Consider the following 23,394-nt stretch of genomic DNA (forward strand, 5'->3'; position numbering starts at 1 on the left):
AATGCTGTGTCGATGGGCTTTCAGTTCACTGCCAGCGGCGCGGCGGCGGTGGCCGCCGCGCCGGCATGGATCAGTTGTCTTCCAGTTCCATGTTGATGGCCAGCGAGCGGATTTCCTTCACCAGGACGTTGAAGGATTCCGGCATGCCCGCGACCATCTCGTGCTCACCGTCGACGATGTTCTTGTACATCTGGTTGCGGCCCTGCACGTCATCGGACTTCACCGTCAGCATTTCCTGCAGGGTGTAGGCCGCGCCGTAGGCTTCCAGCGCCCAGACTTCCATTTCACCGAAGCGCTGGCCGCCGAACTGCGCCTTGCCGCCCAGCGGCTGCTGGGTGACGAGCGAGTACGGACCGGTCGAACGGGCATGCATCTTGTCGTCGACCAGGTGGTTCAGCTTCAGGTAGTGCATGTAGCCAACGGTGGTGTGGCGATCGAAGGCTTCACCGGTGCGGCCGTCATACAGCTGGGTCTGGCCACTGCTCGGCAGGTCGGCCAGTTCCAGCATGCGCTTGATTTCCGCTTCGGTGGCACCGTCGAACACCGGCGTTGCCATCGGCACGCCGTCGAACAGGTTGCGGGCCAGGCGCAGCAGCTCCTCGTCGCTGAACTGCGACAGGTCGACACGGTTGGCCACGTTGGTGTCATCGTGGTTGTAGATGTCGTCCAGGAACTTGCGCAGGTCGGCGACCGCGGCCTGGGCTTCCAGCATTGCCTGGATCTTGCGACCCAGACCCTTGGCGGCCCAGCCCAGGTGCACTTCCAGGATCTGCCCGATGTTCATGCGCGACGGCACGCCCAGCGGGTTCAGCACGATGTCCACGGTTTCGCCCGAGGCCATGTACGGCATGTCCTCGACCGGCACCACGTTGGACACCACACCCTTGTTGCCGTGGCGGCCTGCCATCTTGTCGCCCGGCTGGATGCGGCGCTTCACTGCCAGGAACACCTTGACCATCTTCAGCACGCCCGGGGCGAGGTCGTCGCCTGCGGTGATCTTGCCGCGCTTGTCGGCGAAGCGACGCTCGAATTCCTTCTCGTGCGCCTGGATCTGCTTCTGTGCGCGTTCGATGGCTTCGGCGGCGTCCTCGTCCTTCATGCGCAGCACGAACCAGTCGGCCTTCTTCAGGCCATCCAGGTAGGCGTCGGAGATGACATCGCCCTTCTTCAGGCCGGCGCCACCGTTGACCACCTTGCCGACGATCTGCGAACGCAGACGGGCATAGATGGCCGCTTCCAGGATGCGGAACTGGTCGTCGAAGTCCTTCTTGACGCGCTTGATTTCAGACTCTTCGATCTGACGGGCGCGCTTGTCCTTCTCGATGCCGTCGCGGGTGAAGACCTGCACGTCGATGACGGTGCCGTCCATGCCCGGCGGCACGCGCAGCGAGCTGTCCTTCACGTCCGAAGCCTTCTCGCCGAAGATCGCGCGCAGCAGCTTCTCTTCCGGGGTCAGCTGGCTTTCGCCCTTCGGGGTGACCTTGCCGACCATGATGTCGCCGGCGCGGACTTCGGCGCCGATGTACACCACGCCGCTCTCGTCCAGGCGGTTCAGCGCCTGCTCGGAAACGTTCGGGATGTCGGCCGAGATTTCCTCCGGCCCCAGCTTGGTGTCACGCGCAACGCAGGTCAGCTCTTCGATGTGGATCGTGGTGTAGCGATCCTCTTCCACCACGCGCTCGGAGAGCAGGATGGAGTCTTCGAAGTTGTAGCCGTTCCACGGCATGAAGGCGATCAGCATGTTCTGGCCCAGGGCCAGTTCACCGATGTCGGTGGACGGACCATCGGCCAGCACGTCGCCACGCGCCACCACGTTGCCCACTTCCACCAGCGGACGCTGGTTGATGCAGGTGTTCTGGTTGGAGCGGGTGTACTTGATCAGGTTGTAGATGTCCACGCCGGCGTCGGAGGCGTCGGTGATCTCGGCTTCGTTGACCTTGACCACGATGCGGGCGGCGTCGATCTGCACGATCTCACCACCACGACGGGCGTTCACGGTCACGCCCGAGTCACGCGCCACGGCGCGCTCGATGCCGGTACCGACCAGCGGCTTCTGCGCACGCAGGGTCGGCACGGCCTGACGCTGCATGTTGGCGCCCATCAGTGCGCGGTTGGCGTCATCGTGCTCCAGGAACGGAACCAGCGCGGCCGCGATCGACACGGTCTGCATCGGCGAGACGTCCATGAAGTGGACTTCCGCCGGCGGCTTCAGCAGCGATTCGCCCTGGTAACGGCAGGGGACGAACTGCTCGGTCAGCACGCTGTTGGCATCGGTCAGGGCGTTGGCCTGGGCGATGACGTACTCGTTTTCCTCGATGGCCGACAGGAACTCGACTTCGTCGAAGACCTTGCCGTCCACGACCTTGCGGTACGGGGTCTCGAGGAAACCGTACTGGTTGGTGCGGGCGTACACGGCCAGCGAGTTGATCAGGCCGATGTTCGGGCCTTCCGGCGTTTCGATGGTGCAGACGCGGCCGTAATGGGTCGGGTGCACGTCGCGCACTTCGAAGCCGGCGCGCTCACGGGTCAGGCCACCCGGGCCCAGGGCCGAGACGCGACGCTTGTGCGTGACTTCCGACAGCGGGTTGTTCTGATCCATGAACTGCGACAGCTGCGAGGAGCCGAAGAATTCCTTGATCGCCGCAGCCACCGGCTTGGCGTTGATCAGTTCCTGCGGGGTCAGGCCCTCCGACTCGGCCATCGACAGGCGTTCCTTGACCGCGCGCTCGACGCGGACCAGGCCCACGCGGAACACGTTCTCGGCCATTTCACCGACCGAACGCACGCGACGGTTGCCCAGGTGATCGATGTCATCGACCACGCCGCGACCGTTGCGGATCTCGGTCAGGACCTTGATCACGTCCAGGATGTCCGAGCTGTCGCCGTGTGCGGCAACCAGGCGCTTGGACTCCTCGTCGTTGCGCTCGCCGTAGTACTTGCGGTCGTACAACACGGCTTCGCCGGTGGTTTCCTTGCGGCCCACGCGACGGTTGAACTTCATGCGGCCGACTGCGGACAGGTCGTAGCGCTCGAAGGTGAAGAACAGGTTGTGGAACAGGTTCTGCGCGGCATCCTTGGTCGGCGGCTCGCCCGGACGCATCATGCGGTAGATCTCGACCAGGGCTTCCAGCTGGGTCTTGGTCGGATCGATGCGCAGGGTGTTGGACAGGTACGGGCCACGATCCAGGTCGTTCACCCACAGGGTGCCCACGGCATCGACGCCGGCCTTGCGGAAGGCCTGCAGCTGTTCGTCGGTGATTTCGTCGTTGGCCTGCGCCAGCAGTTCGCCGGTGGAGGCATCGACCACGTCGTGCGACAGGATGCGGCCGACGATGTAATCGTCCGGCACGGCCAGGGCGGCGATGCCCGAGGCTTCCAGCTGCTTGATGTGGCGCGCGGTGATGCGCTTGCCGGCTTCCACGATGACCTTGTCGCCGTCGGCGAGGTCGAAGCCCAGGGTTTCGCCGCGCAGGCGCTCGGGCACCAGCTCCAGCTGGACGCCTTCATCCGGGTTGATGTGGAAGGTGTTGATCTCGAAGAACTCGGCCAGCATCTCTTCGTTGCTGTAGCCAAGCGCGCGCAGCAGGATCGACACCGGCAGCTTGCGGCGACGGTCGATACGGGTGAACAGCGCGTCCTTCGGGTCGAACTCGAAGTCCAGCCAGGAACCGCGGTAAGGAATGATGCGGGCGCTGTACAGCAGCTTGCCCGAGCTGTGGGTCTTGCCACGATCGTGGTCGAAGAACACGCCCGGCGAGCGGTGCAGCTGCGAGACGATGACACGCTCGGTGCCGTTGACGATGAAGGTGCCGTTGTCGGTCATCAGCGGGATTTCGCCGAGGTAGACCTCCTGCTCCTTCACGTACTTGATGGCCTTGGTCGACGACTCGCGGTCGTAGATCACCAGGCGCACGGTCACGCGCAGCGGCGCACCGTAGCTCATGCCACGCTGACGGCACTCACGCTCGTCGAAGACCGGATCGCCCAGCTTGTAGCCGACGTATTCCAGGGCAGCATTGCCGCTGTAGCTGGCGATCGGGAAGACCGACTTCAGTGCAGCGTGCAGGCCGTGGTCCGTGCGCTTGGCCGGATCGACGTTTTCCTGCAGGAATTCACGGTAGGAATCCACCTGGATGGCGAGCAGGAACGGCACTTCGAGAATCGAACGCTGCTTGCCGAAATCCTTGCGGATACGCTTTTTTTCGGTGAACGAATAGGACGTCATGAGGTCTTCCACCTTGTTGTGCGGGTCGTGCGCCCACGACCCGAAGGGAACTTGAAATTGTCAGTTGGAAGTCGCTGGTATTGCCGGCACCAGCACGCCTTCTCCCGCTACTTCCAACTGCCAACTCGTCTGCATCCACTCCCCCGCCGCCGCGCGTTGCGCTGGTCGACCAGGGTTTGACCGCAGCCCGTGTTGGGCTTTTTTGCCGTTTTTCACACCCACGCATGGCGTGGATCTACAGCACCGCAACAACGACCAAAGGCCGGGGGCTTACGCCCCCAGCCTTGGCTGCATCGCCGGATTTCGATGGCGACGCAAAGGAAGTGCTTACTTGACTTCGACAGTCGCGCCAGCAGCTTCCAGGTCCTTCTTCATCTTCTCGGCTTCGTCCTTCGAAGCGTTGTCCTTCAGGACGCCGCCGGCTTCGGCCAGGTCCTTCGCTTCCTTCAGGCCCAGGCCGGTGATGGCGCGGACGGCCTTGATGACTTCAACCTTCTTGTCGCCAGCGGTCTTCAGGGTGACGACGAATTCGGTCTGCTCTTCGACCGGAGCGGCCGGGCCGGCCGGGCCAGCAACGGCAACCGGAGCAGCGGCGGAGACGCCGAACTTCTCTTCGATGGCCTTGACCAGCTCCATCACTTCCATCAGGGACTTCTCGGCGATGGCGTCGACGATCTGTTCGTTGGTAAGGGACATGATAATTACCTTTGGATGTTTTTCTGGATTGAGGTTCCGTCAGGAACCACGATTGGTCGAAACTCAGGCGGTCTCGGCGGCCGGTTCAGCAGCGTCGGCGGCGACGTCGCCACCATTCTGCTTGTCGCCGATTGCCTTGATGGCGCGGGCGAACATCGTGACCGGCTCGGTCAGGACACGTGCCAGCATTGCCAGGGCCTGGTCGCGGGTCGGCAGCGATGCCAGAACCTCGACGTGGCTCGCCGGGAACACTTCACCACCGATTGCGACGACCTTGGCCTTCAGCTTGTCGTTGCCCTTGGCGGCATCCTTGATCAGGCGACCGGCTGCACCGGGCTCCTCGAGCGAGAACGCGTACAGCAGCGGACCAACCATCTGGTCCTGTGCGACTGCGAACTCGGTGCCTTCAACAGCACGCGAAGCCAGGGTGTTCTTGACAACTTTCAAGAAAACGCCGGTTTCACGAGCCTGCTTGCGCATCGCGGTCATCTGGGCGACCGTGGTGCCAGCGTATTCGGCTGCGATCAAGGAGTGGGCCTTGGCGGCGATGTCTGCCAGCTCCGCGACTACTTCTTGCTTCTGGGACAGATTGAGAGCCATTGCACTCCTCCGATTGAACTCCGCTTACGGCTCCTGCCGTGTGCGGTCCTGTGCGGCATCCGTCCTGGACGCCGGGAACATCGGAATGATGTTCCGGGGGGTGGGCCGTTCTAGACCTGGAGTGGGCCAACCTGGGTAACCCCAGACGTGCGTGAACCAGAAAAACTCCAGAAGGGCACCATCTACGCAGGGTGATTCCGGGGAATCGATTAAGCGTTCGTGACTGCTCCGGCGGCGACTCCCTGCCAAATCGAGCTTCCCTGCCCGTCGCCGGCATGCCACGACCGCACCTGCGGTCTTTGACGGCTACCACCGGCGATGGGTTGCCGGCGATGCCTTCAAATGTCACGGTCGCGGGACCCGAGGGACCCCGCGACCGCTTGAAACGATTACTTCAGGCTCAGCGACGACTGGTCGACGGTGACGCCCGGGCCCATCGTCGAGCTGACCGAAACCTTCTGCAGGTAGGTGCCCTTCGAGGTAGCCGGCTTGGCCTTGATCAGGTCCAGCAGCAGCGCGGTCAGGTTCGACTTCAGCGCGTCTTCGGCGAAGTCGGCCTTGCCGATGGTGCAGTGGATGATGCCGGCCTTGTCGGTGCGGTAACGCACCTGACCCGACTTGGCATTCTTCACAGCCTCACCCGGGTTCGGGGAGACGGTGCCGACCTTCGGGTTCGGCATCAGGCCGCGCGGGCCCAGCACGGTGCCCAGCTTGCCGACGACGCGCATTGCGTCCGGGGTCGCGATCACGACGTCGTAGTTCAGATCGCCGGCCTGCATCTTCTCGGCCAGGTCGTCCATGCCGACGGCTTCGGCGCCAGCGGCCAGGGCTTCGTCAGCCTTGGCACCGGCCGGAGCGAAGACAGCGACGCGGACCGACTTGCCGGTACCTGCCGGCAGCACGGTGGAGCCACGAACCTGCTGGTCGGACTTCTTCGCGTCGACGCCCAGGCGCACCGCAACGTCGATCGACTCGACGAACTTGGCCTTGGTGGCGGTCTTCAGGATGTTGATCGCGTCCTCGAAGGCGTATGCCTTGCCCGGAACGATAGCGGCCTTGATGGCCTTCTCACGCTTGGTCTGTGCCATCTTCTTAACCCTCCACCACGAGGCCCATGGAACGGGCAGAGCCAGCGATGGTACGCACGGCGGCGTCCAGATCGGCGGCAGTCAGATCCGGTTCCTTCGCCTTGGCGATCTCTTCCAGCTGCTTACGGGTGACCTTGCCGACCTTCTCGGTGTTCGGGCGCTTGGAGCCCGACGAGATGCCAGCGGCCTTCTTCAGCAGGGTGGTGGCCGGGGTGCTCTTGGTGATGAAGGTGAACGTACGGTCCGAATAGGCCGTGATGATCACCGGAACCGGCAGACCCGGCTCGAGCTTCTGCGTGGCGGCATTGAAGGCCTTGCAGAATTCCATGATGTTCAGGCCGCGCTGACCCAGCGCAGGACCGACCGGCGGCGAGGGGTTGGCCTGACCGGCCTTCACCTGCAGCTTGATATAACCGACAACTTTCTTTGCCATGTGAGTACTCTCCGGGTGCTAGCGCCTTGCGACAACAGGCTCCCCATCGGACCGGGAATCACGCGTCCCGGCATCGCGTTTTGAAATCATGCCGAAGGCCACCTTTCGGTGGCCTCGTCCCGCCAGCTTCCCAACGGGAGCCGCGCAGCATATCAGGTTTTTCCTTCACATGCCTGAAGCGGCACGTGAATTCTGGTCAGACGGCCTTTTCGACCTGACCGAACTCGAGCTCGACCGGGGTGGCGCGACCGAAGATCAGCACCGAGACGCGCAGACGGCTCTTCTCGTAATTGACTTCTTCGACCACACCGTTGAAGTCGTTGAACGGACCGTCGGTGACGCGGACCATCTGGCCCGGTTCGAACAGCACCTTCGGACGCGGCTTCTCGACACCTTCCTGGACACGGTTCAGGATCGACTCGGCCTCGGAATCGGCGATCGGCAGCGGACGATCGGCGGTTCCGCCGATGAAGCCCATGACGCGCGGGGTTTCCTTGACCAGGTGCCAGCTTTCGTTGTCGATGCGCGGAATGCCCGCTTCTTCGTGGGTCTCGATCTGGACCAGCACGTAACCCGGGAAGAACTTGCGCTCGGAACGGCGCTTCTGGCCGGCGCGCATTTCGATTACTTCCTCGGTCGGAACCAGGACGTCGCCGAAGCGCTCTTCCATGCCGTCACGGGCGATGCGATCGCGCAGAGCCTGCGCCACCGACTTCTCGAAGCCCGAATAGGCGTGAACGACGTACCAACGCTTCATGCATTTCTCCTTAGCGGCTCAGGAACCACTGAGTCAGTTTCTGGATGAAGAAGTCGAACCCACCCAGCAGCAGGCTGAGGATCAGGACGACGACAATCACCACCCAGGTCATGCGAATGGCTTCCTGACGGGTCGGCCAAACCACTTTACGCAGTTCGAAACGCGACTCGGAGAGGAATTCGCGGGTGTCGCGCCCCTTGCCGGTCAGCATGAACACGCCGATACCGCCAACCAGGCCGACCACGACCGCCAACGCACGCAGCTGACCCGCCCACGCGCCCAGCTGGGCAGCGCGACCGGAGTCGGCGGAGAACCAGAACCAGACGAACAGACCTGCCAGCACCAGCAGCGATGCGAGGACGTACTTGACGATATCCCCGCCTTGCGCGGAGGTGTCCTTGGAATGTTCGATCTTGCTATTCATCAGGCTGTGTCTGCTTTAGCGGCAGGGCCGCTCGGTAAGGTGGGCAGATGGCACGCCAGGAGGGACTCGAACCCCCAACCTGCGGTTTTGGAGACCGCTGCTCTGCCAATTGAGCTACTGGCGTACGTTGAAAACTTGCCTTCCCTTAGACGGCGAAGGCGGACCGAGGTTCCCGGCCCGCCACTCGCCAGACCGGCAGCGCTATGCGACCGCCGGCATGCAGGCTTACTCGAGGATGGTGGCAACCACGCCAGCACCGACGGTACGGCCACCTTCGCGGATGGCGAAGCGCAGGCCGGCGTCCATGGCGACCGGGTTGATCAGGGTGACAACCATCTTCACGTTGTCGCCCGGCATCACCATCTCGACGCCTTCCGGCAGCTCGACCGCACCGGTGATGTCGGTGGTGCGGAAGTAGAACTGCGGACGGTAGCCCTTGAAGAACGGGGTGTGACGGCCGCCCTCATCCTTCGACAGCACGTACACTTCGGCGTCGAACTTGGTGTGCGGCTTGATCGAACCCGGCTTGGCCAGAACCTGGCCACGCTCGACGTCGTCACGCTTGGTGCCGCGCAGCAGCAGACCGGCGTTGTCGCCTGCCTGGCCCTGGTCCAGCAGCTTGCGGAACATTTCCACGCCGGTCACGGTGGTCTTCTGCACCGGACGGATGCCGACGATTTCGATTTCTTCGCCGACCTTGATCACGCCGCGCTCGATACGACCGGTCACCACGGTACCGCGACCCGAGATCGAGAACACGTCTTCGACCGGCATCAGGAATGCCTTGTCGACGTCACGCTCCGGGGTCGGGATCCAGGTGTCCAGCGCCTCGACCAGCTTGATGACGGCCGGCACGCCGATGTCGCTCTGGTCGCCTTCCAGCGCCAGGCGGGCCGAACCCGAGATGATCGGGGTGTCGTCGCCCGGGAAGTCGTACTTGCTCAGCAGCTCGCGGACTTCCATTTCGACCAGTTCCAGCAGCTCGGCATCGTCAACCATGTCGGCCTTGTTCAGGAACACGACGATGTACGGCACGCCGACCTGACGCGACAGCAGGATGTGCTCGCGGGTCTGCGGCATCGGGCCGTCAGCGGCCGAGCACACCAGGATCGCGCCGTCCATCTGGGCAGCACCGGTGATCATGTTCTTGACGTAGTCAGCATGGCCCGGGCAGTCGACGTGGGCGTAGTGACGGGTAGTGGATTCGTATTCGACGTGCGCGGTCGAGATCGTGATGCCACGCGCCTTTTCTTCCGGCGCGGCGTCGATCGCGGAGTAATCCTTGAACTCGCCACCAAAGCGCTCGGCACCGATCTTGGTCAGTGCGGCGGTCAGCGTGGTCTTGCCGTGGTCGACGTGACCGATGGTGCCGACGTTGACGTGCGGCTTGGTGCGCTCGAACTTACCCTTGGCCATGGCTGCTTATCTCGAATTCGTCTGGTGTGGTGCTGGTAGATGGTGCTCACGAAAGGAATCGAACCTTCGACCTCTTCCTTACCAAGGAAGTGCTCTACCGACTGAGCTACGTGAGCGAGTTTTGCATTATGGCATGAACTCGATAATATTCAAAGTTCATTCAATGGAGCGGGAGACGGGAATCGAACCCGCACCATCAGCTTGGAAGGCTGAGGTTCTACCATTGAACTACTCCCGCACCGGGAATGTGCCACAACGTGAAGCTGGTGGAGGGAGGTGGATTCGAACCACCGAAGGCGTAAGCCAGCAGATTTACAGTCTGCCCCCGTTGGCCGCTTGGGTATCCCTCCTTACCACCCCATTCCGTGCCGCCGAAGCGTTGCGGTGTGTGGTGGTGAGCCCGCAATTCTGGAGATGAAGCGGGGGTCTGTCAACGCTTTTTTTCACTTTTTTTCACGCGCGTCGCAAACCCCTTGATACGCAAGGGTCTGCTCAAGGCAGCGCGATTGTCTCGTCGGCAAAGATGGCCACATGGGCAACGCCATCGGCCCCGATCCAGCCCCGATACATGCCCTGGGTGTTGAACGGCGCTGCCGCTTTTCCATCTGCAGAGAGCACGATCGCCCCGCCATCGCCGCCCATCTGCGGAATCGCGTCGTTGATCACGCCCTTGCCCGCCTGTTCCGGCGACTGACCGAGGTAGCGCATGCGCGCGCAGATCTCATGGGCTGCCGCGGTACGGATGTAGTACTCGCCCCAACCGGTACCCGACACCGCACAACGCGCATCGGCCCAGGTGCCGGCACCGATGATCGGCGAATCGCCGACACGTCCATAGCGCTTGTTGGTCATGCCGCCAGTGGAGGTGCCTGCAGCAAGATGCCCCTGTGCATCCAGGGCGACCGCACCGACCGTGCCGAAGTGCTTTGCGGTTTCCAGGTCGGCATGCGCCTGCCCGCTCGCTTCTTCCTTCAATGCACGCTGCAGCTGCTGCCAGCGCTTGTCGGTGCGGAAGTAGGAAGGGTCGACCAGGGTCACGCCCTGTTCGGTGGCGAAGGCTTCGGCGCCCTGCCCCACCATCATCACGTGCCTGGATTTCTGCATCACCGCCTGCGCGAGGAGGATCGGGTTGCGCACGCGCTGCACGCCGGCCACTGCTCCGGCCGCCTGGGTGGCGCCGTCCATCACCGCCGCGTCCAGTTCATTGCGGCCTTCGTGGGTGAACACCGCGCCCTTGCCCGCGTTGAAGGTCGGATCATCCTCGAGCACGGTGATGGCTGCGGTGACCGCCGCCAGTGCCGGACGCCCTGCTGCAAGTTCGGCATGGCCCTTCAGCAATGCCGCCTTCAGCGCAGCGCGCGCGGCCTGTTCTTCTGCCGCGGAGAGATCCTTGCGCTCCACCCCGGCACCGCCGTGGATGACCAGCAGCGGTGATGCGGTGGGTGCGGCCTGGGCCAGCAGTGGCAGGGACAACAGCGCGGACAGCGCCAGGCGCAGTTTCATGGAAGCAGGTCTCCAGCAGGACAAGGATTGGATTGCACGGTAGCGTCGGGCCATGCCCGTTGGAAGGCACAGCGCGACGGCATCCGCCGGGCATGGCCCGGCGCTACCGGATCATTGGCGGACGACTTCAATCTCGCCATCGCTGATTTCAGCCAAAGCCTGGTAGGCCGCATCGGCCTGCAGGTCGTCCAGGCGCATGCGACTGCCGCTGGCGACCACGGTGACCGGTACCGCATGGAAGCGCAGGGGCTCGCCTACCACCAGCCGGTCGGCGTCGCGTCCGGGGCTGACCACCCAGACCTTGCCTTCGCCGTCGGCGCTGTAGACCTGGGCCTGGCCGTCAGGCTCCACGCACAGGGCCGTGTCTTCGTCGACGCCGATGCCGACCATGTCCGGGTCACCACTGTCATGCGCGGCGCGGGCCACGAACACGATCAGGCGACCGAGACGGTCGCGCTTGTCGAAGTGGGTGTCGGTGACTACCCGCTGCAGGTAGGGCAACTGCAGGAAGCCGCGGTCCAGGGTCACCGCCTCGCCCATCGGGTCGGCCATGGCGCTGGCCGAATCGATGCTGCCGCCGTCCAGCGCGCCATAGGCGTAGCCGCCGAGGATGGCCAGCCCGGCGCTGGTGCCGGCAATCGGCTTGCCGGCGCGCACGTGGGCATTCAGCGCGCGATTGAGCGCGGTGCCCTTCCAGAAGCGGATGTAGCGGGACTGGTCGCCGCCGGCGATGAAGATCGCATCGGCCGCCGCAACGACCCGCAGCACGGCCGGGTCATCGGCGCCGCGGCGGTTGTCGAACACCAGGGTCTGCACGGCGGTGGTGCCGCCAATCTCCCGGTACAGACGGTCCTGCAGCTCATCGGTGCCGGAGGCGCGCAGGATCAGCACACGGCCATTGCCGGCCTGGCGCAGCCACCACTGGAAGGCTTCAGGCACCCATTCGCCACCGCCCATCAGCATCATCGCGGGGGCTCGCGGGCCAGGCCGCGGTGCATCCAGATCGCCCACTTCGTAGTAGGCGAAGCCCGGGTCCATCAGTTCCTGTGCCGCCGCTGGCGATGAGCAGAAGAGCGCCGACAGCAGCAAGGCGATGAGCGGGCCACGCAGCCCGTAGCGAAGGCGTCGCATTCTGATCTCCCTGAACAAAAACGGCCTGCAACCGTTTTCACTCTTTGCCAGACCTATCCCCAGTAGTCAAGGACATAAAAAAGGCGTTAAATGCGCGCGCCCATTCCTGAAATGTGAATGGGGGACAGGGCCCCTCCTCTGTGGGCCGGCATTACTTCCGAGAATTTCTCATGCGTAGACAGGCGATGGCGTGGTCGATCCAGCTGGCGTTGATGGGCGTTGCTGCTTCGGCGGCGGCACAGACTCCCGCTTCCTCTTCGGTACAACAGTTGGATGCGGTGCAGGTGACCGGCTCACGCATCCCGCGCGCCCAGGTGGAAGGACCGGCGCCGATCACTGTCATCAACGCAGAGCAGATCCGCTCCAGCGGCTTCACCACCGTGCCGGACGTACTGCGCGCGATGACCCAGAACGGCGGTGAGACGCAGAGCCAGCAGTCCTCCGGAGGGGCCGATTTCTCGCCGGGTGCGCAGCAGGTCGACCTGCGCGGGTTGGGGCCGAACCACACCCTGGTGCTGGTCAACGGCCGTCGCATCGCCGACTTCCCGATGCCGTTCAAGGGCCGCAGCAACTTCACCGATGTGTCCAACATTCCGCTGGGCATGATCGACCGCATTGAAGTGCTGACCGGCAGTGCGTCAGCCATCTACGGCTCGGATGCGATCGCCGGCGTGGTCAATTTCATCCTGAAGAAGCAGGCCGATGGCAGCACCATCGACATGCGCATGGGCACCACCACCGAAGGCGGTGGTGAGTCGTTCGACATGAGCCTGGCCAGCGGCTTCAGCAGCGGCAACTTCAACGCGGTGTACAGCGTCGAACTGCAGTCGCAGACGCCGCTGTGGGCCTACGACCGCGACATCCAGGACTCGACGCAGGACGGCCCGACCGAAGGCGCGCGCATCGCCCGTCGTTCCTACCTGCGCACCGATTACAACGATGACTACCTGGACCCGGGCGCGGCAACCTGCGAGGCGTTGGCCGGGCAGAACCAGGGCAGCACCTACCGCGCGTTCCGTCCGCGCTACGGCTATTACTGCGGCAGCGACAGCGCGATCGGCTACGGCACCATCCTCAGCAAGCGCCGCGGCGCCAACGGCTATGCCTCGCTCAGCTACGACTTCGACAACGGCCAGCAGTGGTTTGCCGACGTGCAGCTGGGCTACCACACGATGTCGCTGATGCGCGATGTCACCAAGTGGGGCCGCATGGCCGCCGACGGCGATGAGTCGGGTTACTTCAACAATGAAGCCACCGGCGAGATCGAGTTCTGGCAGCGCCAGTTCTCGCCCGAGGAAATGGGCGGGCTGGACAATGCGATGGTGCGCAGCACGCAGAAGACCTTCAGCGTGACCACCGGCTTCAAGGGCAACCTGATCGGCAACTGGGACTACGAAGCAGCACTGAGCCATTCGCAGTACCAGTCGCGGATCAGCTGGGCGCAGATCATTGCATCCAAGGCCAACGACCTGTTCCTGGGCCCGCAGCTGGGCGAGGACGAGGACGGCTTCCCCATCTACAACGCCGATCCGTCGCGCCTGTACCGGCCGCTGACCCGTGCCGAGTACGATTCGATCGCCGCACGCACCACCTATACGCCGAAGTCGCGCACCGAGACGGCGGCGTTGACCCTGACCAATGGTTCGCTGTTCACCCTGCCCGGTGGCGATGCCGGCTTTGCCGCGACGGTGGAAGTGGGCCAGCAGGCCTATGCGCTCAACCCGGACCCGCTGGCGACCGGCTATTACTACTACAGCTGGAAGGATTCGGACGGCAAGGGCTCGCGCAACCGCTGGGCGACTGCCGCCGAGCTGCGCATGCCGCTGCATGAAACGGTCAACCTGAGCGTGGCCGGCCGTTACGACCAGTACCGCTATTCGGGCCACACCATCGGCAAGGCGACCTGGAGCGGCGGCCTGGAATGGCGCCCGATCGACACGCTGCTGGTGCGCGGCTCGTACGGCACCGCGTTCCGTGCGCCGGACCTGCACTATGTGTTCGCCGGCCCGGGCAACGACGAGACCAGCGCGGAGGATCTGTACAACTGCCGCGCCGACGCCGCCGATGATTGCGCCGACTACGAGCGCAACGTGATCCGCAGCCGCAGCGGCAACCGCGAGCTGGAACCGGAAACCAGCACTTCCTGGAGCGCTGGCTTCGTCTGGTCGCCGGCTGCCGGCCTGGACCTGTCGGCAGACTGGTTCAACATCGACATGCGCGACCAGGTTCAGGACATGGACGTGCGTACGATCCTGGCCAACGAAGCGAACTGCCGCCTGGGCGGCGCCGACATCGGCTCGCCGACCTGCGTGGACGCCCTGGCCCGCATCACCCGCACCGCCGACGGCCGTCTGTACGGTGTGCACGTCAATCCGATCAACGTGGCGCGCGAGTCCACCTCCGGCATCGACGTCGGCCTGCGCTACCGCCTGCAGACCGGCATTGGCGACTTCATCTTCAATGGCACCCACACCTGGGTGAAGAAGCATGATTTCCAGCGTTATGCCGGTGATGTGACCGAAGACCAGTTCGCGATCAACAGCGGCTTCGATATTCCCCGCACCAAGACCAGCGTCAGCGTGACGTGGGAAAAGGACGCCTGGTCGGCCACCGTGTACGGCTCGCGCCTGGGCAGGCTGCCGACCTCGGACAGCTACGACCAGGTGTTCGACGAGGAAAACGGCGACAGCCCCTGGATCAAGGCGACCTACCGCTACAACGCTTCGCTGCAGTACCGCTTCGACGATCACTCGCGGTTGTCGCTGTCGGTGGTCAATGTGTTCAACAAGATGCCGCCGAAGGACAATACCTACACGGCGTACCCGTACTACGACGTGTCCTGGTTCGACAGCGTCGGCCGCACCATCAACCTGCAGTACACCCACAAGTTCGGTGGCAGCGCGCTGTAAGGGCCGCCCTGCTGGTAGCCCGCCACAGACCCCCGCTTCGGCGGGGGTCTTTTTTTTGACCGCCAGCCGCTGCCCCAGCCTGAACGGTTCCCCGCCGGCGGCCTCCTCCACGGCGGGCACGCCGCTTTTTAGGACATGGCTGATTCCGGGCGGGTGACCGTCCTCCCTAGGATCGGTGCATGTTCCGATTCCCTCGCCCTTCCCTGCCCTTGGTCGCACCGCCGACCACCGCTTCGGTGCTGCTGCGCTGGCTGACGGTGTGCGTGTTCCTGTGCCTGGCTGCCGCCACCGGCTTCTACCTGCTGACCGCGTTGACCGAAGATATCTCCAGCCACCGCCGCGACATGAATGCCGCCGCGTACAGGGCGCAGATCTACTTCGACCAGCGTGAGGCCCTGCTGCGCTATCTGGGCGATTCGGTGGTGGTGGGTGATCCGTTGGCGCCGTCCAGCGAGGTCGTACGCCAGCTGCCGCTGGACGGGCCGGGTGGAAAGCCGGGCCAGCGCCTGCTGCTGTCGCCGCGCGCAGAACACACGCTGCAGACCCTGCAGACCCATCTGCTGCTGGTCGACGCGCAGGGAACGCATTGGCTGGCCGGCGGCCAGGCCGACGTGGACATCGCCGGCCTGCCCACGCTGCACGTACTGCGGCAGCGCAGCGGCACGCTTGCCGGTACCGATCCGGTGTACTGGCTGCGCGCCGGCGACGCCGGGGTCGCCCTGGCACAACCGGTACAGGCCGGACCGCAACCGGGCCAGTGGTTGATACTGCTGCTGGACAGTGCGGCCGCCTCGGACATGATCGATGGCCAGGGCATCGGCGGCTACGCCCTGCTGGACCGCGACGGGCAGCCCGCCCTGTCGAGCCTGGCTCCACGCCTGGACAGCGCAGGCTGGAAAGCACTGCAGCAGCGCCAGGACGACAGTTTCGGCGTGCTCTGGAGCATGGGCCTGCCCCGCGGCGTGGCCTTGGTGAAGGGCGTAGGCAATGACGGCTGGCGGCTGGTCTATCACCTGCCTCCCCGCCTGCTGCTTGGCGACATGGCGACCTCGCTGCTGATCAGCAGTGTGTTGCTGCTGCTGGCTGGCATCGCGCTGCGCCTGCTGCGGCGACGTGTCGACCGCCAGTTGATCCAGCCGGCCCTGCTGCAGCACCGGCGCCTGCTGGAAAGCCTGGATTTCAGTTCCACGGTGATCGACCTGGCGCCGGTCGGCATCTGTGTCCTGCGTCGCAGCGACCGTCAGCTGCTGCTGTCCAACCAGTTGCTGCGCGACTGGCTGGGCGAGGACGGCGCGGACAGCGATTGGCAGGCACCGTGGCGCGGGCATGCCGGTGAACGCGGTCGCGGCCTGGAGTTCACCGCACGCGACGGTCGCCAACTGCAGGTGCTGCATGCGGCCTGCCGCTACCAGGATGACGACGTGCTGCTGTGCGTTTTCCATGACATCTCACGCCATCGCCAGGCGCAGGCAGCGCTGTCTTCGGCAAGGCAGGCGGCCGACGCCGCAAACCAGGCCAAGAGCGCGTTCCTGGCGACCATGAGCCATGAGATCCGCACGCCGCTGTACGGGGTGCTTGGCACGCTGGAGCTGCTCGGTCGCACGCCCCTGGATGCGCGCCAGTCGCAGTACCTGCGCACCATCGAGAGTTCCTCGTCGGTGCTGTTGCAACTGATCAGCGACGTGCTGGATGTGTCCAAGATCGAATCGGGCCAGCTGAGCCTGGAGCCGGCATCGTTCTCGCCGCGCGAGCTGACCGAGAGCGTGCTGCGCAGCTTCGCCGCTGCGGCGACGCGCAAGGGCCTGCAGGTACTGGTCTGCACCGATCCCCGGTTGCCGACACGGGTGCTCGGTGATGCCGACCGGATCCGCCAGGTGCTCGGCAACCTGCTCAGCAATGCCATCAAGTTCACCGAGCATGGCCGGGTGGTGCTGCGTGTACGGCTGGTGCAGCGCGAAGGCGAGTCGAGCGTGCTGGCCTGGCAGGTCACCGATACCGGCGTGGGCATCGCCACCGAGGAACAGGCACGCCTGTTCGAGCCCTTCCGTCAGGTCCGTGGCGCTGCCAGTGCGCAGGGCACCGGGCTGGGCCTGTCGATCAGCGACCGCCTGGTGCGCTTGATGAGTGGCGAACTGCGCGTGGTCAGCGAACCGGGACTGGGCAGCAGTTTCACCGTGCGCCTGCCCTTGCCGGTGCTGGCGGCGACCGAGGATGGCCCCGCATTGCTGGCCGAACCGCCGGTCTACGTGCGCGGCCGCGATCGCGAGCTGGTCGACAGTGCCTGTGGCTGGCTGCGCCGCTGGGGTGCCAATGCGCAGCCGCTGCAGGGCGATCCTGCCCTGCTCGACCACGCCGGCGCGATCCTGATGGATGGCGAGGCGGAACAGCCGTTGGCCTGGCAGGGACCGCGGGTGCTGGCCTCGATCGATGGTGGCGACCAACCCGCCCCCACCGCCGATGGCGCGCTGCTGGTCACCCTGCATGGCATGTCCTCGATCGCCCTGGCGGTCGCGCGCCAGCAGCGCCAATGCGCAACGCTGCCGACCGCAGCGCGCGATGTGCAACCGGGCCCGCTGGGACTGCGGGTGCTGGCCGTGGAGGACAATCCCATCAACCGGGTGATCCTGGCCGAACAGCTGCAGGCCCTGGGCTGCGAAGTGGAGCTTGCGCAGGATGGGGTCGAGGCGTTGCAGCTGTGCCAGGCCCATGACTTCGACCTGGTGGTCACCGACATCAACATGCCGCGCATGGACGGCCACGCCCTGGCGCGCCAGCTGCGGGCGGAGGGCACCCTGCTGCCGGTGATCGGCGCCACCGCCAATGCTACCGCCGAGGAGCGCGAGCGCTGCCTGGCCAGCGGCATGCAGGGCTACCTGAGCAAACCCATCGATATCGCACGCCTGCGTCAGGCGCTTTCCGCCGTTCGCCAAGGAGATCCCGCATGACCCGCCGTGTCCTGATCCTGGAAGACCAGCCGTTCCAACGCGGCTATCTCGTCAATCTGTTCAGCGCGCGCGCCGGCGTGCAGGTCGACGCCTGCGAAGACGTGGACGCGGCTATCGCCCTGTGTGCCTGCCAGGCCTATGACCTGGTGGTGAGCGATCTGTTGATGCCCGGCCAGGATGGCATCCAGTTCATCCAGGCACTGGCCGCGCAGCCGCGCCCGCCGCGGCTTGCCGTGGTCAGCGCAGCTTCGCGGCGGATGATGAGTTCGGCGCGGTTGATGGCCGAATCCCTGGGCCTGGACGTGGTCGGGCTGCTGGCCAAGCCGGTCGCCGCCAGCGATGTCGATGCGCTGCTCGATGCACTGGCGCAGGCCCGGCCAGCCGTGCGCACCAGCCCGGCTGCACTGGCTCCGGAACCGGACGCGGTGCAGCTGCGGCAGGCGCTGGCCGACGGCAGCCTGACCGCCTGGTTCCAGCCGAAGAAGTCGTTGCAGTCCGGGCGCGTGGTTGCCGCCGAGGCGCTGGTGCGCTGGCGCCATCCGCAGCTCGGAACACTGGCGCCTGGAAGCTTCCTGCCGGCACTGTGCCGCCATGGCCTGGAGGGCGAACTGCTTCGCGCGATGCTCACCGCCAGCATCAAGGCACAGGCGCGCTGGCGCTCCCAGGGATTCCGCGTACCGGTATCGATCAACCTGCCACCGCATCTGCTGGAGCAGTCCGACCTTCCCGATGAGCTGCTGGCATTGACCTTGGCCGCGGGCGGTAATCCAGCTGATCTGTGCTTCGAACTGATGGAAAACAGCACCACCCGCCACGTCAGCGACTTCTATGCAGGCGCGTGCCGGTTGCGGATGAAGGGATTCGGCCTGGCCCAGGACGACTTCGGCCAAGGCCTGAGCTCGGTGCACAACCTGGTCAACACTCCCTTCACCGAGGTCAAGATCGATCGTGCGCTGGTCAGCGGCTGCGCGCGCGATCCCGCCCTGCACCTGACCTTGACCACCGTGATCGCGCTGGCCAACCAGCTTGGCCTGACCATCGTTGCCGAAGGCGTGGAGAGCGATGCCGATCTGGCCGCGCTGCGCCAGCTTGGCTGCAACCAGGTGCAGGGCTTCCTGATTTCGCAGGCGCTGCCCTCCGACGACTTCACCCGACTGCTGGGCGAAGATGCTCCGGATGAGGGCGCGCGCGGCAGCCGTGCAGCATCGCGCTGACAGTCGAGGCTGAAAGGCTTCACAATCCCATCAAGAGTCATTGACGATCCTCTCTGCGCGGCGGTACCGGCCGTGCCCCGGGCCCTTCGGGCCGCCATCGACCGCCTACTGCTCCGAGACCTGCCCATGCCGGCCGAGGCCGCTCCCGTACGCCGACTCGCCCGCCGCTCCCTGCGCGTACATGCCCTGCTGATTGGCGTGGTGGTGCTGGCAACCCTGCAGGCCGGCCTGCTGCTGTCCACCGGCAGCCAGCTGTTCAACGAAGAACAGAGCAAGATCCGCTATCACTTCCGTCGCCTGGACGGCACGCTGCAGGAACAGGACCGCTTCCTGCGGCAATGGCGCCTGCATGACGTGGGCAGTCGCGGGCAGCCAGTGGACGAATCTGCCTCGCGTGCGCCGCCCAGCCCCTTGTTCGCCAGTTTCGCCCGGATCGGTGCCGACAGCGGCGCTTCGGCACAGGCAGCGGACGAACTGGGCGACCGCTTCCTGCGCTTCTACGGCGCCTTCTGGGCGGCGTCCCGGTTTCCGCCTCCGCAATGCCTGCTGGTCGATGGCCAGGGCCGCCGTGGCCTGCTTGCGCCGATCCAGACAACGCGTGGTGATCCGGGCCAGAGCAGCCCGCATCACCTGCAGCCGGCACTGGCCGCCATCCACCAGGTGCTGCGCGAACGTCCAGCGCTGCGCCGCGGCAGCGTGGTCTGGACACCGGTGGCCTGGCGCGAAGGCCAGACCCGGCTGCTTGCCATCGCGCACGCGCCGCAGGATGCCCGCCTGTGGGGCGAGAACGAGGACGAGTCACTGGCCGCCGTGGCCTGCCTGCTGGATCCCGGCCGCGTCGATGACTACCGCCAGGTGATGGGTACGCCGGTGTTCGAACGGATGTCACTGTTCGATGGCAACGGCCGCCTGCTGCTCGGTGATGCCAGCGATGCCAGCCGCGCCGCTACGTCGTGGCGCGCGGGACTGGACGGCCTGCTGTTCCGCATGCGCAGCGAACACGGCTGGCTGGCGGTGTATCACGTGGGCTGGCAACAGGTGTTCCAGCACCCGCGCGGGCCCCTGCTGGGCAGCATGGTGGTGGCACTGCTGCTGGCCACCGGTGGCGTGCTGATCCTGCGCGCCTACCGGCGCTCGGTGATCGAGCCACTGCGCCGCAACCATGCGCGGTTGCTGGAAAGCGAAGCCTTCAGCCGAACCATCCTCGACAACGCACCGATCGGATTGTGCCTGCTGCGCCGTACCGATGGCCGCGTGCTGCTGGACAACGCGCTGGCGCGCCAGTGGCTGGGGGAAGACCACGCCGAGGGTGGCTGGCACGGGCCCTGGCGACGCAGCGTGCTCGCCGCCGGCGGCACTACCGCAGGTGACGGCATGGCCTACACCGCGCCGGACAACCGCCACCTGCTGATCACCGCCACGCCCGCGCGCTATCGCGGCGAACCCGCTGTGCTGTGCCTGTTCATCGATCTCAGCAGCCAGCACGAGGCCGAGCAGGTGCTGCAGCAGGCACGGCGTGCGGCCGACCAGGCCAACCGGGCCAAAAGCCAGTTCCTGGCCACCATGAGCCATGAGATACGCACCCCGCTGTACGGCGTGCTCGGCACGCTGGAGCTGCTTGGCCTGACCCCGCTGGATGCGCGCCAGCAGGACTATCTGGACACGATCCAGCGCTCGTCATCGACCTTGATGCAGCTGATCAGCGACATCCTGGATGTCAGCAAGGCCGAGGCCGACCAGCTGAGCCTGGAACCCGGCGCCTTCGATCCGGTGCGGTTGACCGAGGACGCACTGGACTCCTACGCCGCAGCCGCCGCACACAAGGGCCTGCAGTTCTACGCCTGCATCGACCCGGACGTGCCGGCTGCGGTCAACGGTGATGCCGCGCGCATCCGCCAGATCCTCAACAACCTGATCAGCAATGCGCTGAAGTTCACCGACAGCGGTCGGGTCGTGGTGCGCCTGGGTGCGCAGCACGTCGATGATCGCTGCTGGCTGCGCTGGCAGGTGGCCGATACCGGCATCGGCATCGCCAGCGAGCACCAGGCACATCTGTTCGAACCCTTCTTCCAGGCCAACCCGGGCACCGATGCCATGCGTGGCACCGGACTGGGCCTGGCGATCTGCGCACACCTGACCGCGATGATGGACGGCCACCTGCGGGTGGTCAGCGAAAGCGGCCTGGGCAGCAGTTTCTCGGTCGAACTGCCGCTGCCTGAGGCAACGCCCGACCCACTGCAGGCGGCTTCACCGCAGTTGCCGGCAGGGCTGCCGGTGCAGGTTCGCGGCAGCGTCCGCGAGTTTGCACAATCGATATGCGATCGGCTGCAGCAGCGTGGCGCACAGGCCAGCGTGTACCGCGACGATGCGCCGCTGCTTGTCGACCCTGGCATGGTGATGCTCGACCTTGTGCTGGACGAGGGCGCGCCTGCGTGGAATGGCCCGCAGGTGGTGGCCTGCCGCGAAGGCGGAATGCAGCCGCAACAGGTGCAGGGACATTGGCAGGTCGGCGTGCATCGCCTGGATGCGATCGTGATGGCGGTAGCGGCCGCGGCCGGGCGAGCGCTGCCCGCCGAGGTCAACGGGCGTCTGCCCGCAACACGCAGGTTCGGGCTGCAGGTACTTGTCGCCGAAGACAACCCGATCAACCAGGCGATCCTGCGTGACCAGCTGGAGCAGCTCGGCTGCCACGCCGTGGTCGCCAGCGACGGCAATGAAGCGCTGCGCTATTGGCCGCAGCGTCCTTTCGCCCTGGTGTTGACCGATCTCAACATGCCAGGACTGGACGGTTACGGCCTGGCCCGTGCACTGCGCGCGCGTGGGGTTGGCGTTCCGATCCATGGCGCAACCGCCAACGCCGATCCGGCCGAACGGCAACGCTGCCACGAGGCAGGCATGCAGGGAGTGCTGGTCAAGCCGATCACCCTGGCAGCACTGCAGCGCCTGCTGACCCAGGTCGCGGCCGGGCCGCACAGCGAACTCATCGACGAACAGGCCGATGCTCCCCTGCAGGTTCCGGAAAAGATGCAGGCGTTGTTCGTGCAGACCATGCAGGCCGACCTGGACAGCCTGCAGCGGGCGATCGGCGATGCCTCGCCCGAACGCGTGGCACAGGTGCTGCACCGCATCCGCGGCGCACTGGTGATCGTCGGCGCACCGGCACTGGTGGCACACGGCCAGCAGATCGAACAACAGATCGGCGACGGCGACACGCTGCCTGCGCTGGCCGGGGCGCTCGGCCATTTCCAACGGCGCCTGCAGCGGCTGCTGGAACCATTGGTGCACGTCGCCGCCTCCTCACCTCTCCGTAAGCCCACACTGCCATGACCACCCGCATCCTCATCGCTGACGACCACCCGATCGTGCTTGCCGGCATCCGCGATGTGCTGGCAGGCGAGCTGGACCTGGACGTGGTCGGCGAGGCCGCCGATCCGGTGACACTGATCGAGCTGATGACGAGCACCCAGCCGCATGCGGTGATCACCGATTACAGCATGCCCGGTGGTGACAGCTTCGGCGATGGCATCAAGCTGATCTCGTTCCTGCGCCGCAGCTTCCCAGACACGCATGTACTGGTATTGACGATGGTCTCCAATCCTTCGCTGGTGGCGGCGATGTACGCCGCTGGCGCTGGCGGCGTGGTGCTCAAGAGCCACGGCCTGGGCAGCCTCGTACAGGCGCTGCGCACTGTGCTGGCCGACCGCATCTATCGCCCGCCCGGACTGATGCCGGTGGCCGCGGCGGAACCGGCCGATGCCGCCGTGGTGCTGGCACGCCTTTCTCCACGGGAACTGGAAGTGATCCGCCTGTTCACCGGCGGCATGAGCGTGGGCGACATCGCCCGCCAACTGCAGCGCAGCGCGAAGACGGTCAGCACACAGAAGATCAGCGCGATGCGCAAACTGGGCGTGGACAGCGACCAGGCGCTGATCGAGTACTGCCTGCAGGCGTCCTTGTTCGCCTGAGGCGTCCACAACGCTGAACCGTGCCCGGCCCATGCGCCGGGCACGAAGTGCTTTAGGAAACGCCTGATTCCATAGGACAGGGCTGATT

General features: G+C 65.4%; 15 protein-coding genes and 4 tRNA genes. 5 read left to right on the top strand and 14 right to left on the bottom strand.

The genetic code is table 11. The features are described from left to right. Window positions 1-70 precede the first annotated feature (70 nt). The 14 genes from rpoB to K5K93_RS08850 form a co-directional block, all read right to left on the bottom strand. Complete coding sequence (gene rpoB / locus K5K93_RS08785) at window positions 71-4,225, bottom strand: DNA-directed RNA polymerase subunit beta (protein ID WP_025879346.1); 4,155 nt, start codon at window positions 4,223-4,225, stop codon at window positions 71-73. Between the two features lie 327 nt (window positions 4,226-4,552). Beyond that, window positions 4,553-4,921: a 50S ribosomal protein L7/L12 gene (gene rplL / locus K5K93_RS08790; protein WP_049469634.1), complete on the bottom strand. Its 369-nt coding sequence runs from the start codon at window positions 4,919-4,921 to the stop codon at window positions 4,553-4,555. Between the two features lie 63 nt (window positions 4,922-4,984). After that, window positions 4,985-5,521 carry a 50S ribosomal protein L10 gene (rplJ, locus tag K5K93_RS08795; RefSeq protein WP_049469632.1) on the bottom strand — a complete coding sequence of 179 codons (537 nt, stop codon included), beginning with the start codon at window positions 5,519-5,521 and terminating at the stop codon, window positions 4,985-4,987. Between the two features lie 389 nt (window positions 5,522-5,910). Further along, window positions 5,911-6,609: a 50S ribosomal protein L1 gene (gene rplA, locus K5K93_RS08800; protein ID WP_025879349.1), complete on the bottom strand. Its 699-nt coding sequence runs from the start codon at window positions 6,607-6,609 to the stop codon at window positions 5,911-5,913. A 4-nt stretch (window positions 6,610-6,613) separates the two neighbouring features. Next, window positions 6,614-7,042, bottom strand: coding sequence for a 50S ribosomal protein L11 (gene rplK / locus K5K93_RS08805; RefSeq protein WP_004145248.1), 429 nt, complete (start codon window positions 7,040-7,042; stop codon window positions 6,614-6,616). 196 nt (window positions 7,043-7,238) lie between these two features. Next, on the bottom strand, window positions 7,239-7,799 hold the full coding sequence (gene nusG / locus K5K93_RS08810) for a transcription termination/antitermination protein NusG (protein WP_093821423.1): 561 nt from the start codon (window positions 7,797-7,799) through the stop codon (window positions 7,239-7,241). A gap of 10 nt (window positions 7,800-7,809) precedes the next feature. Further along, entirely contained in the window at window positions 7,810-8,223 is a 414-nt protein-coding gene (secE, locus tag K5K93_RS08815) for a preprotein translocase subunit SecE (RefSeq protein ID WP_025879351.1), read from the bottom strand. 48 nt (window positions 8,224-8,271) lie between these two features. After that, window positions 8,272-8,347: transfer RNA gene (locus K5K93_RS08820), tRNA-Trp, on the bottom strand. Window positions 8,348-8,448: 101 nt separating this feature from the next. Then, window positions 8,449-9,639, bottom strand: a complete 1,191-nt coding sequence (gene tuf, locus K5K93_RS08825; protein WP_117309620.1) for an elongation factor Tu — start codon at window positions 9,637-9,639, stop codon at window positions 8,449-8,451. A gap of 40 nt (window positions 9,640-9,679) precedes the next feature. Further along, window positions 9,680-9,755 (bottom strand) — tRNA-Thr (locus K5K93_RS08830). A 48-nt stretch (window positions 9,756-9,803) separates the two neighbouring features. Then, window positions 9,804-9,877: transfer RNA gene (locus K5K93_RS08835), tRNA-Gly, on the bottom strand. A 26-nt stretch (window positions 9,878-9,903) separates the two neighbouring features. Next, window positions 9,904-9,989: transfer RNA gene (locus K5K93_RS08840), tRNA-Tyr, on the bottom strand. Between the two features lie 142 nt (window positions 9,990-10,131). Further along, window positions 10,132-11,142 (bottom strand): isoaspartyl peptidase/L-asparaginase, encoded by a 1,011-nt coding sequence (locus K5K93_RS08845; RefSeq protein WP_033830429.1) that lies wholly within the window; start codon window positions 11,140-11,142, stop codon window positions 10,132-10,134. Between the two features lie 111 nt (window positions 11,143-11,253). Further along, window positions 11,254-12,273, bottom strand: coding sequence for a cyanophycinase (locus K5K93_RS08850; protein WP_222390589.1), 1,020 nt, complete (start codon window positions 12,271-12,273; stop codon window positions 11,254-11,256). 170 nt (window positions 12,274-12,443) lie between these two features. Between K5K93_RS08850 and K5K93_RS08855 the strand changes: the two genes are divergently transcribed. The 5 genes from K5K93_RS08855 to K5K93_RS08875 all read left to right on the top strand — a co-directional run bounded on the left by K5K93_RS08855 (window position 12,444) and on the right by K5K93_RS08875 (window position 23,306). Continuing rightward, a complete protein-coding gene (locus K5K93_RS08855; protein WP_222390591.1) occupies window positions 12,444-15,182 on the top strand; it encodes a TonB-dependent receptor in 2,739 nt (912 codons plus the stop codon). 179 nt (window positions 15,183-15,361) lie between these two features. Then, window positions 15,362-18,127, top strand: coding sequence for a response regulator (locus tag K5K93_RS08860; protein ID WP_222390592.1), 2,766 nt, complete (start codon window positions 15,362-15,364; stop codon window positions 18,125-18,127). After that, complete coding sequence (locus tag K5K93_RS08865; RefSeq protein WP_093818991.1) at window positions 18,124-19,341, top strand: EAL domain-containing response regulator; 1,218 nt, start codon at window positions 18,124-18,126, stop codon at window positions 19,339-19,341. Before K5K93_RS08860 ends, K5K93_RS08865 begins: the two co-directional genes overlap by 4 nt. Before the next feature lie 126 nt (window positions 19,342-19,467). Next, a complete protein-coding gene (locus tag K5K93_RS08870) occupies window positions 19,468-22,668 on the top strand; it encodes a hybrid sensor histidine kinase/response regulator (protein ID WP_222390593.1) in 3,201 nt (1,066 codons plus the stop codon). Then, window positions 22,665-23,306, top strand: a complete 642-nt coding sequence (locus K5K93_RS08875) for a response regulator transcription factor (RefSeq protein WP_093818989.1) — start codon at window positions 22,665-22,667, stop codon at window positions 23,304-23,306. Before K5K93_RS08870 ends, K5K93_RS08875 begins: the two co-directional genes overlap by 4 nt. The last annotated feature ends 88 nt before the right edge of the window (window positions 23,307-23,394 follow it).

The organism is Stenotrophomonas sp. DR822, assembly GCF_019793815.1.
GTDB classification, from domain to species: domain Bacteria; phylum Pseudomonadota; class Gammaproteobacteria; order Xanthomonadales; family Xanthomonadaceae; genus Stenotrophomonas; species Stenotrophomonas indicatrix.